The following is a 12,521-nucleotide window of genomic DNA, read 5'->3' as shown; positions in this document are numbered from 1 at the left end:
AGCCCATGGAACGGCCACGACAGATTCCGCTCGATCTCGGGCACGGCACCGCCTATTCGCGTGACGATCTGGTGGTTTCCAGCTCCAATGCGGAAGCCGCCGCGCTGGTCGACCGCTGGCCGGACTGGCCTGCGCCGGTCGTCGTGCTGGCCGGACCCGCCGGCTCGGGCAAGACGCATCTGGCAGCGATCTGGCGCGAGATGGCCGATGCACGGGTTGTCGAAGCCGGGCAGGTCGAAGCGGCCGCGGCGACATTCGATGGCCGGCCGGTGCTGGTCGACGACATTGACACCGGTACGCTGGACCAGGAAGGGCTGTTCCATCTCATCAATGCGGTGCGCGGCGGCGGTTCGCAATTATTGCTCACCGCCCGGCGCTTTCCCGCCGCCTGGGGCGCGACGCTGCCGGATCTCGTATCCCGGCTGAAGGCGGCTGCGACCGTCGAAATCCACGAGCCGGACGACGTACTGCTCGCCGGCGTCATCACCAAGCTGTTCGCCGACCGTCAGGTCGAGGTCGAGCCGCACGTCGTGCAATATCTGGTCCGGCGCATCGAACGGTCGCTCGCCACCGCCATGCGTGTGGTCGAGCGTCTCGACCGGCTGGCGCTCGAGGAAAAGGCGCGCATCACACGCAGCATGGCGGCCGATGCCGTCAACGCGCTTGACGAGGGGCAGGGCGAGTTCGAGTTGTGAGCGTGCGTTTCCTTCTCCCCTTGTGGGAGAAGGTGGCTGAGCCGAAGGCGAGGTCGGATGAGGGGTGCTGGACGGAGTGCGGCCTCGCGGGATGTCGGGTGTTCTTAAGCCAATGCGCTGGCTCTGAAACGTCTCATTTCTTCCAGCACCCCTCATCCGTCTCGGCGCTGCGCGCCGAGCCACCTTCTCCCACAAGGGGAGAAGGAGCAGGCACCAGTCAGCCAGCCTCCACTCTATTTCCGCTCTCCGGATCGAAGATGTGCTGGACGGCCGGTTCGACGGCAAGGCGAACCGTCTGGCCTGGCGCCAGCCCGGGGCGGCCGATGGCGTAGATGCGCAACTGCTCGCCGGCCACCCGCACGTAATATTGCGTCGACATGCCGAGCGGTTCCACGACTTCGACTTCGGCCTTGAGCGGGCCGTCGTCGACGATCCGGATATCCTCCGGCCGCACACCGAGCGTCAGCGAAGCTCCTTCTTGCAGCGGCAGCCCGTCGGGCAGGCGAAGCTTCTGGCCGTCGGTGAACAAGGCCTGGCCGATGTTCTGCCTGACCATCGTCGCCTGCAGGAAATTCATCGCCGGCGAGCCGATGAAGCCGGCGACGAAGATGTTGGCAGGCTTGTCGTAGAGTTCCAGCGGCGCGCCAACCTGCTGCACATTGCCATTGTGCATGACGACGATGCGGTCGGCCATGGTCATGGCCTCGGTCTGGTCGTGGGTGACGTAGATCGAGGTGGTCTTAAGCTGCTGGTGCAACGCCTTGATTTCAGTACGCATATGGGTGCGCAGCTTGGCATCCAGATTGGACAGCGGCTCGTCGAACAGGAACACCTGCGGATCGCGCACGATGGCGCGGCCCATGGCGACACGCTGGCGCTGGCCGCCGGAGAGCTGGCGGGGCAGGCGCTCCAGCAAGGGTTCCAGCCCCAGTCGCTTGGCAGCTCCATCGACCCGCGTCTCGATCGAGGTCTTGTCGGCCTTCCGAAGCATGAGGCTAAAACCCATGTTGGAAGAAACGTTCATATGCGGATAAAGCGCATAGGACTGGAACACCATGGCGATGTCGCGGTCTTTCGGCGCGACGTCGTTGACGACACGCTCGCCGATGCGGATGTCGCCGCCCGAAACCTCCTCCAGGCCGGCGATCATGCGCAAAAGGGTGGATTTGCCACAACCCGACGGGCCGACCAGCACGACGAACTCACCGTCCGCGATCTTGAGATCGACCTCGTTGAGCACGCGCACGACGCCATAGTCCTTCTTGACCTTTTCCAGCGTGACGGAAGCCATGAATTACCCCTTGACCGCACCGGCGGTGAGCCCGGTGACGAGATAGCGTTGCAGGAAGGCGAAGAAGATGCAGACCGGGATCAGCGCCAGCACCGAAGCGGCCATCATCTGACCCCAGTCGACCGCGAACTTGCCGATATAGGTGAGCAGGCCGACGGCGAAGGTCTTCTTGTCATCGCTCGAGATCAGCATCAGCGCGAACAGGAGTTCGCTCCAGGCTGCGGTGAAGACGAAACCCAGCGTCGCGCCCATGCCGGGCAAGGTCAGCGGCACGATCACCCTGCGCATCGCCTGGGCGCGCGTGCAGCCATCGATCATGGCGGCCTCTTCGAGGTCCTTCGGAATGCCATCGAAGAACGATTGCATCAGGAAGGTGGCGAAAGCGGTGTTGAAGGCCGTGTAGATGATGATCAGGCCGGTCAGGCTGTTGATCAGCCCGATCTGGCCCATCATGCGGTAGATCGGCGGGATGACCATGACCAGCGGAAAGGTCTGCGTCAGCAACAGCATGATGGCGAGCGCCGCCTTGCCGCGGAAGGTGAAGCGCGACATGGCGTAGCCGGCCAGCGTGGCGATGACGGTGACCAGTGCCGCCGTCGACACGGAGACGATGACGCTGTTCATGAAATAGCGCGGAAAGTCGGTGGCGGAGAGCACGGTCGAGAAGTTCGCGAAGGTCGTTCGCGACGGCCACAGCGTGATGCCCTCCGAATAGAGCAGCGAGGTCGGCGTGACCGAGATTTTCAGCGTCCAGTAGATCGGAAACAGCGCGAACAGCACATAGGCGGCGATCGCGACATAGAGGCCGATGCCGCCGATCAAGCGCGAGGATTGGGTTTGTCCGGCAATCATCAGACATGCCTCACTAATGTGCGACGGATGCCGATGAGCACGATCGCGTAGAGGATCAGGAGGACAAGCAGAAGCACGGCCATCGCCGAGGCGTAGCCCTTGTCCAGCGATTTGAAGGCGCTGACATAGATGTAGACCGGCATCGTCGCGGTCGAACCGGCCGGCCCGCCCTCGGTCATGACGAAGATGAGGTCGGCGAAGGTGGCGATCCAGATCGTGCGCAGCATCACCGTGATGGCAATCGTCGGCGCAAGGAAGGGCAGCGTCACCTTGGTGAAGCGTTGCCAGGGCGTGGCGCCGTCGATGGCCGCCGCCTCATGCAGTTCCGAAGGGATCGATTTCAGCGCCGCCAGCAAGGTGATGGCGAAAAACGGGATGCCGAACCAGACATTGGCGATGATCGGCCCCCACATGGCGGTTGCCGGGTCGGACAGAATGTTCGTCGGCTCCGCCTTCAGCCCCAGCGCGTAGAGCCAGTGCGGCACGGGTCCGATGATCGGGTTGAACAGCCAGGCCCAGGTGAGGCCGGAAAGGAAGGAAGGCACCGCCCAGGGCAGGAACACCAGCGCCTGGACAACGCGGCGGCCGGCGAAGGGCTTGTCGAGCAACAGCGCCAGGCCCAGTCCGAGGAAAAACTGGAAGAACAGGCTGGCGATGGTCCACCAGGCGGTGTTGACCAGGGCCTCGCGCAGCAGCGGGTCGGTCAGCATGGCCTGGTATTGGCCGAGCCCGACATACTCCGATTTGAAGGCGGAGAATTTTCGGAACGAATAGCTGATGCCGATGATCAGCGGCACCAAAAGCACCGTCACCAAAAGCACGATGGCAGGGCTGAGATAGAGCCACGGCTCGAACGACGCAAAGGACAGGCCCTTGCGGCGCGGCGGTGCGATGTCGATGGCGACGGTCATGAAAACACTCAGCGTTTGGCGAAACCAATGCGTGCGGCGGTCTCTCCCCGTTTATGGGGGAGAGATGTCCGGCAGGGCAGCGAGGGGCGGAGCGAACCCGGGAGAGTTTGGCGCTGCCGCCCCTCATCCGGCCCTTCGGGCCGTTCTGCGGGCCTCCCCACGGATGGGGAGAAGGACCAAGAGCTTACTTCTTGTTCTTGGCCATCCAGTCCTGCTGTTCCTTGGTCATGTAGGCCGCCCATTCGTCAGCCACTTCCTTGGCCGGACGCTTGCCGAGCAGCACTTCCTGGAAGCCCTTGATCGCGATCTGGTCGACGAAGTTGCCGAGGTTCTCCAGATGGGTCGGTGGGGTGACGAACTCATACTTGTCGCCGCCATTCAGTTCCTCGAACCAGCCCTTGAACTGCTCGGTCTTGAAATAGGCGTCCTGTTCGGCGCCGTTGTGGATCGGCAGTACGCCGACCATCTTGGCCCAATCGATATTGCCCTTCGGCGAGAGCAAGGTTTCCATCAGCTTCCAGGACTGGTCCTTCACTTTGGAATTGGCGAACATCGCCCAGCCGCTGTAACCCAGCGTCGGGAAGGATTTGCCGCCCGGCCCGGCGGGCACCGGAGCGACGGCGAAATCGTCCTTGTTCATCTTCTCGGCAACACCGATCAGCGCGTCCGGATCCTGGTCGAGCATGGCGCAGGTGCCGGTGTAGAAGCCGGTCACCGTCTCGTTGAAGCCCCAGCTGACGCTGTCCTTCGGCGCGTAGCCGTTCTTGTACATGTCGGCCAGCATCTGCAGGCCCTTGACCGAACCCGGATCGCTCATCAGCGACGTGCCGTCGGGATTGAAGTAGCCGCCCTTGCCGTTGGCGATGTTCATGAACATGTTGACGCCGAAAGTGGCGCCGGGGCCGCCGCGCAGGCAGTAGCCATATTTGCCGGGCAGGGCGGAGATCTTCTTGGAGTCCTCGACAAACTCATCCAAGGTCGTTGGGGCGTGGTCGAGGCCGGCCTCCTTGAACAGTTTCTTGTTCCAGAACATCGCCTTCAGATAGTAGCCGTAGGGGATCATGAACTGCTTGCCGCCCACGGTCGAGCCGAACTGGCGCGCGCGTTCGCCCAGCGTCTTGTTGTCCGGCCATTTCTCCATGTACGGGCCGAGGTCCTCCAGCATGCCGTTGTTGCCATAAAGGCCCATCCAGCGCTCCGGCATCTCGACCACGTCGGGCGTGTCGCCGGCCTGCACCATGGTCAGGAATTTTTCGTATGCCTGGCCCCAGGGCAGCGAGATGAGCTCCACTTTGACGCCTGGATTGGCGGTCTCGAATTCGGCGATCTGCTTCTTCAGGAATTCCGTCCGCGGCGGACTGGTAATGACCTCGACCATCTTGATCGTGGTGTCGGCAAAAGCGGCACCTGCCGAGATGGCAAGACCGGCAGCGGCCGCAAGCAATATCTTCATCGTCTTCATGTCACTCACTCCCATTGTTTGACATGTTATTTTTTTGATTTTTCAAAGGCTTGTGCGATGTCGCTCCACAAATCCTCGACATCTTCCAATCCGATGTTGACACGGATGGTTCTTGGGCTGACGCCGAAGCGCGCCATGGAATTCACTCCGGGCGTCTGTTCCAGGGAAGCCTTGGCCGGCACGACCAGGCTTTCATGGCCGCCCCACGACACGCCGATGCGGAAATAGGTCAATGCGTCGACAAAAGCCGGGATGTCGACGTCGTCGGTCACCTCGAAGGAGAACAGGCCGGTGTAACCGGCAAGCGTCGCCTTGCCCGGATGGTTCGAATAGACGGGATGATTGACGCGCTCGACCTTCCCGTGCGCCTTCAGCCGTTCGGCAATCGTCAGGCCGCTTTTCATGTGGTGCGGCAGGCGCAGCGGCAGCGTGCGCAAGCCGCGCAGCAGAAGCCAGGCGTCGAAGGGCGACAGCTTGCCGCCGAGATAGGAATAGGTCTGCTCGTTGATGCGGCGGATGTGGTCAGCCGAACCGGCCACGACGCCCGCAACAGTGTCGCTATGGCCGCCGAGATATTTCGAGGCCGAATGCAGGACGAGATCGACGCCATGCGCGATCGGCTTCTGGAAGACCGGCGTCGCCCAGGAATTGTCGATGGTGGTGACGATGCCATGTTCCCTTGCCAGCCGGGTCAGATGCGGCAGGTCCTGCAGCTCGAACATCATCGAGGTAGGGCTCTCGAGATAGAGCAGCTTGGCGCCGGGCAGGGCAGCGGCAACGGCGTCCGGGTCCGAGCCGTCGACATAGTCGACCTTGATGTTGAGGCGCGGCAGCAGGCGCTCGAACAGGCGATAGGCATCGCCATAGCAATTGCGCACCGCGACGATGCGGTCGCCTGCGCCGACAAAGGCAAGCACGGTCGCGCTGATCGCCGCCATGCCGCTGGCGAAACCGCGCGCCGCTTCCGCCCCTTCCAGCGCCGCGACGCGTTTCTCGAACTCCATCACCGTCGGATTGTCGCCGCGCGAATAGATCGGTTGGCGCCGTTTGCCGGCAAAGGTGTCGGCCATTTCGGCGTAGCTGCCGAAGGTGAAGAGCGAGGTCTGGTAGATCGGCGGCACCACCGCTCCGCTGTCGAACGCATCGTCATGCGCCAGCAGCGTCGCGGCCTCGGCGATGTAATCGGTGTCGGGGATCGGGCGATGGTCGTTCATGTCTGCCTTGCCTGTATTCTCGCCGCGCCGCGCCTGAGGTCGGCTTCGACGGTGGCGATCAGTTTCAGCGCCTCGGCGCGCGCGCCTTCGGGGTCGCGGGCGGCGATGCGCTCGTAAATGGTGCGATGGTAGGGAAACGAGGCGTGGCCGAAGTCGCGCACGCCCAACGGGTGTTCCCAAAAACGGTGGAACATCTCGTGCATGGCCGAGATCAGCTGCTCGAACAGCGGGTTGCCGGAAGCGCGGTAGATGGCCTGGTGGAACTCCCAGTCTTCGTCCGACGACATGCCGGCGCGGCTGTGGAAGGCTTCTTCCATCGCTTCCAGCTTATGGTGGATAAGGTCGAGATCGGCAGGGCCGGTGCGCAGCGCGCACAAGGCAGCGGCCTCGGCCTCCAAGGCGCGGCGCACCTCCAGCGTCTGCATCAGGCTGGCGAAGTCGTTGCCGCCGGCCAGCGTCAGCGGCATGTGCAGCATATGCGGGGAGACGGCCGCCTTGAGAAAGGTACCGCTGCCCTGCCGGCGCTCGACCAGCCCAAGACCTTCCCAGCGCGTCAAAGCCTCGCGAACGGTGTTGCGGCTGACCCTCAGCCGGTCGGCCAGGATACGCTCGGTGGGCAGTTTGTCGCCGGGGCCAAGTGTCTCCTGAAGGACAAAATCCGCCAGCGCCGCCAGCACGGCGTCATCGCGCGCCGTGGTCTGGATCGGAGGGAGGCGGATCTGGCTCATGCGACATCCGATTGGATCAATGGTCCAACCAATTGCACGGCAAAAACAGCGAGTCAATAACGCGTCGAATCGGTTTTTGTTTGCGGGCGGGCCGGGGGAGGTGATTCTGAATGCCGTAGGGAGGAATGCGCGCCACGATCGCGATCGGCCTGCCGTGGGCAGGGTCGAGCCGCTCTGCTGAGAGCAAGCTGTTGGTGGCGATTTTGGCTTGGTTGGTCGGAGTGGCAGGATTCGAACCTGCGACCCCCTGATCCCAAATCAGGTGCGCTACCAGGCTGCGCTACACTCCGGACCGGGTGTTGCCTAGTGTTTCGGCCACCACAAAGCAAGCCCAAAAACCATTGGTCTTGCGGTTAATTCCATTGCGCAGTAAGCACCGGGGAGGAAACGGCGCTGCCGCCGCACAACGAGGTCTCCATGTCCGCACGCATCTTCAGCCCAGCCAAGACCGCCATGCAGTCGGGCAAGGCAAGAACCGGCAACTGGGTGCTCGAATTCGACCCCGAGCAGCCGCGCAAGATCGATCCGCTGATGGGCTACACGACCTCCGGCGACATGAAGAGCCAGATCAAGCTGTCCTTCGACACGCGCGAGGAAGCCGTCGCCTATGCCGAGAAGCAGGGCTTGGCCTACAGGGTCGAGGAACCCAAGGAAGCCAAGCGCCGGCAGATTTCCTATGCGGATAATTTCCGCTATGACCGCCGTACGCCGTGGACGCACTGATTTCCGGTGTCAGCGGCGCAAGCCACACGTGGCAGTCGCTGTCGCGGATTTTGACGGCGGTCTTCTGCCGATTTTGATTTTGCTGCCCCGGCTTGGGTCAGCCAGCGGTCCCGTAGCTCAGCTGGATAGAGCACCGGCCTTCTAAGCCGATGGTCACAGGTTCGAATCCTGTCGGGATCGCCAATCGTTTTCAATAGCTTGAGGGTTTGACCTCGATACGAAAATAGGCCGTTTACACACGGTTTACGCGCTTTGTCCGTTTGGTGTTCTGCTCCATGCGCTGGATCACTGCACCGGAACTTGCTGATCGTCGGCAAGATAGTGTCTTTCCAGCACAGCGTTGACCTCTGAAATCAAGTGGCCCGTGACCATCAATGTCGATAGCACGACGGACTTTGCTGCAGGCTTTGTCAGCGGCGAAAAGATACAGGGCCTGACTAGCGGTGCCTTTGGATGCTTCCGTTCCAAGTCGTCAACGACTGTCGTGATCGACTGGCAATACGGGCATTCCAAAGTGGGGAAAAGCTTTACGATGCGGTGACGGCGGTACGGCCTACCATCACGACACTGAATACTATGGCCGTCAACCAGGAAACCACCGGTGGTTCGGTTCTCGCGGCGAGATAAGTTTTGGCGTGCCTCCGGGGTATGCAAAAAACGGATTTCAGCATGGGTGGTCGGCTAATGCTGACGAGAACCTATGATTGTAGCCAGGATCGGTTGGAGACGGTCACCGACCGGCGTTAGTCTTCTGCCGTGACGTTGCAACCGATCCTGCCAGCAGACAGCAAAATAGTCCTCAAAAATTCAAATCAGCTTGTTCGCACAAAAGACGTGGCGGCGGGAATACGCCTGTCGGCTAAGTGGGGTAGGTATCTGGAAGCGCCTTCTTGCTCAACAACGGCACCACCAGAAGCTTTTCGGGTGTCGGCGTGAGCAACTTCACTGTAAGCATCTCGGCACGTGTCTATCGGGTCTTTTTTCGCTAACAATATGGAATCGACAAGCTATACAGCCACTGTTACGTTGGTAAAATTGGGTTGCAGGGCGATTGTCACTACTCGTCTTAACAATATGGTGGAGTACATGCATTATTGATACAATAACATGGCGCCTTTGTTTGCCACACATAAAGCCGATATTATCGTGAAACGGGATCAGTCTTGATAGATCGTGTTTCGCAATCGGAATAATTCTTGAGAATAATTGGACGTGACCAATTGCCGACTTGATGACAGCCGCACAAGATGCTTGGCATTAAGTCGCACGACGCATTTCTAGGGGGAATTATGGCGGCCACGTCGCTCTTTTCGCGCGCAGCGAAGTCTATTGTAAAGAAAACGCTGGCTTCGCTGAATGATCCGTTTGCGCCAAGGCCGCCAAATGCGTTCACTCGGGATGAGTTTAAGCGTTTTGTAGACCGTTACGGTGCCTCGGCGGACGACGAACGGAAGCGCCTAAGTCTGTAACTTCTGAATAAACTTGCGGTGGACCCGGAGGCTGGCTTTCATCTTGATCATCCGGCCTATGAAAGGGTATTCGACGGCAGCGATTATTGCTATCACGGCAATGCTGCGTATACGTACGCCACAGGCGAAATTAACCGGGCAGAACATATCGCCAAATCGCGGTTCGCCAAATCTGAAAACTCCTTCAATGCGTGGCTTTTAGCCCGCTGTCTAAGGACCAACGGCAAATCAAAACAAGCCATTGAACGTCTGCGGAAGACTACCGATCGCTTCTACCCTGATGGGGTTTGACGCTGGAACTTGTATCCAAGTTGTACTGGTCTGGAAGCGTAGCAGAAGCTAATTCGGTGCTCGCCGCAGCGCCTTCCGGCGTCGTTCCGACAGGCGGTGTCGATGTAGTCAAGAAGGAGTTCGCCGCCGCCATCGACGGAACACTCACCCTTCGAACTGGCAGGGGTGACATCTACGACGAGCAGAATGTGATCGATACCTGGTGGCGTTATTGGCGCCATTTCAACCAACTCACGGAATGGCAGCACAACGAACCATTTGTGATGGGGCGATCCTTCGGCGACTGTCTTCGGCTATCAAGGAAACGAGCCCAAAGTCGGTGATCGATTTCGGGGCCCTGTGCGGAGAAATCAACTACCGACTGGCAAAGCAGTTTCCCGAGGTCGGTGTCTATGGTGTCGACCGACAAGAGATTGTCAAGAAGCTGAATGACGAAGCCTATTCCCTTCCAAACCTGCATTTTAGGGATGGGGATATCTTTGAGAGTCTAAAGACCGTCGACGAGGAATTTGTTCTTTTCACAAAAACCAGGACGACTGTCCTTTGCTATCCTGATTTCGTCAGAGGTTCTATAACGAGTGCCATAGTAAAGGCGTCGAGACTATTGTTGGTTTTGAGCCTTCGGGCATTAGCCGAGATGCGGGCCGTTTCCCCGAATATTCGGTCGGCGACAACTCGGTCGTTTTCCGCATGGTCATGATGCTGTACAAATATCCAGAGATGTTGAAGAAGGCGGGATATCGCATCACCAAGTCGGAGATGGTGCCCGTGAGCTTCTTGTATTTTGACGACCCCGGCTATCACCTGCTCTATTTTGAGGCCACGCGGGTCTAGTTACTGCATCGCTATGCCTCGCACGAATGGATAGGCCTGAGCCCATATCTCCATCCAAGAGGCATATGGACGCTTGGAGCGCCTATCCCGGGTGCAATACCGTCTCGATCTTGCTGGCAAACTCGGTGACGATGCGCCTCGCACCCCACGCCGACAGATGCGTCTGATCCGAATATAGAGGGATCCCATCGGCTATCATTAAGCATTTGACATCGCTGCAGAGGACATCGAAGGGGTCCAGGAACAGGGCGGTATCGCCAATACGGGCTGCCATCAGTCCATTGATGGCGGCCCTCGCCGAAACGGTCGCGTTGTCAATTGCCTCGCTCGCACATGCGGCCATAGTCAAGAAGGTGCGCCCCATGCAATCAAGCGGCGTGCCAGCCACTCCTACAGTTGGCACATTACCGATGACGAAAAGGTGCGAAATCCCAAGGTCGCGCTTAAGCTTCACAAGCTCGCTTGCAGCGAAGGTTGCAAGGTCTTCAGCGGATTCTAGTTGCCGCTTTTGACCAGTGATTTCATCGATCATTGGGTAAATATCCCAATACTGCCCGATCACCACAGGCACTCTGGCTGAGCGGATGGCTTTGAAGGCGGTGGCCCGCATCTGCCGGCAACCTTTGTCGTATAGGATTGGATCAGGGTGAGTGCGGAAATCTCGCGTGTATGTTGGGGAATAGAATGGGCAACTGCTGAACTCGAAGAATTGAACGTTCAGGTCAGGAAGTGCTTTGAGGAAACCCGCATAGTATTGCCGCGCGTGGGAATCGCCAATGACTATGAGGTCTGGGGCTCCGCCCCCTTTCGTCATGCAGCCATTCGGATTGCAACCGTCCCCACCATATCCGACCAGTTGGACTTTTTCCGGGTCCGTTCGAAAATCTGCGAGGAAGTATCCGCGTTCGCCTAGCCGCCATGGCCATCCGGTGGTGGTAGCGCTGTATCCGAGTAGCGCGACAGCCACTGCCGCTGCGGTGAATGAAGCCCAATAACGGGAGCGACCGAATGATGCTTTCCCCGCATGTCGGAACGGCTGCTCGACGGTGTGCGAGAGGACCGCCCCGAGAGCTACGGCTGCTGTTACTAGCGTGGCTTTGTCGGCGCCCGTGAAATTGCGCTGAAGGACATAGGCCGCAAAAACGACAACAGGCCAATGAGCGAGATAAACAGAATAGCTGATCCTGCCCAGGTAGACAGATATGGGGTTGCGCAGGAGAAGGCCAACGAACCGTGCCTGGCCCGCCGACAGAACCGCAGCGGCCCCGGTGGCCGCAACCATGCCAGCAAGCGCTTGGTTTGAGACAGGGTCGAACAGCACTACGGCCGCGACCAATGCTGCAATGCCAGCAGCCAAGATCAACTCCTGCAACCTGCCCGTACGGACGGCGGGCAGCCAGACGAGCAACGCACCGATAGCGAATTGATAGACGCGAAATGGGGTGAGAAAGAACGTCGTCGTTGTCGATCCGTTCCAAGCGATGACGGCCACGATACTGATCGCGCCTGCAATGGCGATCCATAGCCAAGGTAAGCTTCTTCGGAGCAGCAAGAGCAGAAAGACGGGCCAAACGAGGTAAAACTGTTCTTCGACGCTCAGTGACCATGTGTGCAGCAACGGCTTGCCTATCGCCGCGCCGTCGAAGTAACCCGATCCGAGCCAGAAATAGACATTCGCTAGCGAGAACACGGACGCTGCCAGCGAGCCGCCGAAGTCGGCCATGAGTGCGGGTGACAGGAGCAAAGCCGAGGCCGCGCCGGAGACCAACAAAGTCGCCACCAGCGCCGGGAACAGGCGCCGGCCTCGCCGTGTGTAGAATTCAGCAAAGCTGAATTGGCCGCGCTCCACGTCACGCTTGATGTTTCCGGTGATCAGATAGCCGCTAATCACAAAGAATACATCAACACCAAGATAACCGCCGGCAAAGCGGGTGATGCCAGCATGGAATAGAACGACGGCGATCACGGCGAATGCTCGCAGGCCGTCTATGTCCGGTCGGTAGCCACTGACTCTCATTCGAGCTGAATTGCATGGAATGCGCTATTTTGCC

12 protein-coding genes and 2 tRNA genes are annotated in these 12,521 nt (G+C 59.8%); 6 read left to right on the top strand and 8 right to left on the bottom strand.

The window, feature by feature from the left end:
* Positions 1–5: 5 nt before the first annotated feature.
* Positions 6–695 carry a DnaA regulatory inactivator HdaA gene (gene hdaA, locus QFZ88_RS01265; protein ID WP_036255353.1) on the top strand — a complete coding sequence of 230 codons (690 nt, stop codon included), beginning with the start codon at positions 6–8 and terminating at the stop codon, positions 693–695.
* Between the two features lie 217 nt (positions 696–912).
* On the opposite strand, the gene QFZ88_RS01260 is transcribed toward hdaA, so the two are convergent.
* The 7 genes from QFZ88_RS01260 to QFZ88_RS01230 all read right to left on the bottom strand — a co-directional run bounded on the left by QFZ88_RS01260 (position 913) and on the right by QFZ88_RS01230 (position 7,443).
* Complete coding sequence (locus QFZ88_RS01260; protein WP_024926940.1) at positions 913–1,986, bottom strand: ABC transporter ATP-binding protein; 1,074 nt, start codon at positions 1,984–1,986, stop codon at positions 913–915.
* A 3-nt stretch (positions 1,987–1,989) separates the two neighbouring features.
* Positions 1,990–2,838 (bottom strand): carbohydrate ABC transporter permease, encoded by an 849-nt coding sequence (locus QFZ88_RS01255; RefSeq protein WP_024926939.1) that lies wholly within the window; start codon positions 2,836–2,838, stop codon positions 1,990–1,992.
* Positions 2,838–3,749 carry a carbohydrate ABC transporter permease gene (locus tag QFZ88_RS01250; RefSeq protein ID WP_024926938.1) on the bottom strand — a complete coding sequence of 304 codons (912 nt, stop codon included), beginning with the start codon at positions 3,747–3,749 and terminating at the stop codon, positions 2,838–2,840. Before QFZ88_RS01250 ends, QFZ88_RS01255 begins: the two co-directional genes overlap by 1 nt.
* A gap of 184 nt (positions 3,750–3,933) precedes the next feature.
* Complete coding sequence (locus QFZ88_RS01245) at positions 3,934–5,202, bottom strand: ABC transporter substrate-binding protein (protein ID WP_024926937.1); 1,269 nt, start codon at positions 5,200–5,202, stop codon at positions 3,934–3,936.
* A gap of 35 nt (positions 5,203–5,237) precedes the next feature.
* Entirely contained in the window at positions 5,238–6,425 is a 1,188-nt protein-coding gene (locus QFZ88_RS01240; RefSeq protein WP_024926936.1) for a PLP-dependent transferase, read from the bottom strand.
* A complete protein-coding gene (locus tag QFZ88_RS01235) occupies positions 6,422–7,153 on the bottom strand; it encodes a FadR/GntR family transcriptional regulator (protein WP_024926935.1) in 732 nt (243 codons plus the stop codon). Before QFZ88_RS01235 ends, QFZ88_RS01240 begins: the two co-directional genes overlap by 4 nt.
* A 213-nt stretch (positions 7,154–7,366) precedes the next feature.
* Positions 7,367–7,443: transfer RNA gene (locus QFZ88_RS01230), tRNA-Pro, on the bottom strand.
* A 127-nt stretch (positions 7,444–7,570) separates the two neighbouring features.
* Between QFZ88_RS01230 and QFZ88_RS01225 the strand changes: the two genes are divergently transcribed.
* The 5 genes from QFZ88_RS01225 (at position 7,571) to QFZ88_RS01205 (ending at position 9,959) form a co-directional block, all read left to right on the top strand.
* Positions 7,571–7,876: an ETC complex I subunit gene (locus QFZ88_RS01225; RefSeq protein WP_024926934.1), complete on the top strand. Its 306-nt coding sequence runs from the start codon at positions 7,571–7,573 to the stop codon at positions 7,874–7,876.
* A 106-nt stretch (positions 7,877–7,982) separates the two neighbouring features.
* Positions 7,983–8,059: transfer RNA gene (locus QFZ88_RS01220), tRNA-Arg, on the top strand.
* Between the two features lie 181 nt (positions 8,060–8,240).
* Positions 8,241–8,417, top strand: a complete 177-nt coding sequence (locus QFZ88_RS01215; protein WP_161773094.1) for a hypothetical protein — start codon at positions 8,241–8,243, stop codon at positions 8,415–8,417.
* Between the two features lie 946 nt (positions 8,418–9,363).
* Complete coding sequence (locus QFZ88_RS01210; RefSeq protein WP_139116481.1) at positions 9,364–9,636, top strand: hypothetical protein; 273 nt, start codon at positions 9,364–9,366, stop codon at positions 9,634–9,636.
* Positions 9,633–9,959 carry a hypothetical protein gene (locus QFZ88_RS01205; protein ID WP_024927294.1) on the top strand — a complete coding sequence of 109 codons (327 nt, stop codon included), beginning with the start codon at positions 9,633–9,635 and terminating at the stop codon, positions 9,957–9,959. Before QFZ88_RS01210 ends, QFZ88_RS01205 begins: the two co-directional genes overlap by 4 nt.
* A 593-nt stretch (positions 9,960–10,552) precedes the next feature.
* On the opposite strand, the gene QFZ88_RS01200 is transcribed toward QFZ88_RS01205, so the two are convergent.
* Positions 10,553–12,487, bottom strand: coding sequence for an acyltransferase family protein (locus tag QFZ88_RS01200; RefSeq protein WP_024926932.1), 1,935 nt, complete (start codon positions 12,485–12,487; stop codon positions 10,553–10,555).
* Between the last annotated feature and the right edge of the window lie 34 nt (positions 12,488–12,521).

The organism is Mesorhizobium sp. YL-MeA3-2017 (assembly GCF_030814575.1).
Taxonomy (GTDB): Bacteria; Pseudomonadota; Alphaproteobacteria; order Rhizobiales; family Rhizobiaceae; genus Mesorhizobium; species Mesorhizobium terrae.
This window is presented reverse-complemented; position numbering and strand designations above follow the sequence as displayed.

Bases quoted from the DNA above. Each gene is read 5' to 3' on its own strand.
- hdaA (WP_036255353.1), top strand. From the start codon at position 6: ATGGAACGGCCACGACAGATTCCGCTCGATCTCGGGCACGGCACCGCC.
- QFZ88_RS01260 (WP_024926940.1), bottom strand. From the start codon at position 1,986: ATGGCTTCCGTCACGCTGGAAAAGGTCAAGAAGGACTATGGCGTCGTG.
- QFZ88_RS01255 (WP_024926939.1), bottom strand. From the start codon at position 2,838: ATGATTGCCGGACAAACCCAATCCTCGCGCTTGATCGGCGGCATCGGC.
- QFZ88_RS01250 (WP_024926938.1), bottom strand. From the start codon at position 3,749: ATGACCGTCGCCATCGACATCGCACCGCCGCGCCGCAAGGGCCTGTCC.
- QFZ88_RS01245 (WP_024926937.1), bottom strand. From the start codon at position 5,202: ATGAAGATATTGCTTGCGGCCGCTGCCGGTCTTGCCATCTCGGCAGGT.
- QFZ88_RS01240 (WP_024926936.1), bottom strand. From the start codon at position 6,425: ATGAACGACCATCGCCCGATCCCCGACACCGATTACATCGCCGAGGCC.
- QFZ88_RS01235 (WP_024926935.1), bottom strand. From the start codon at position 7,153: ATGAGCCAGATCCGCCTCCCTCCGATCCAGACCACGGCGCGCGATGAC.
- QFZ88_RS01225 (WP_024926934.1), top strand. From the start codon at position 7,571: ATGTCCGCACGCATCTTCAGCCCAGCCAAGACCGCCATGCAGTCGGGC.
- QFZ88_RS01200 (WP_024926932.1), bottom strand. From the start codon at position 12,487: ATGAGAGTCAGTGGCTACCGACCGGACATAGACGGCCTGCGAGCATTC.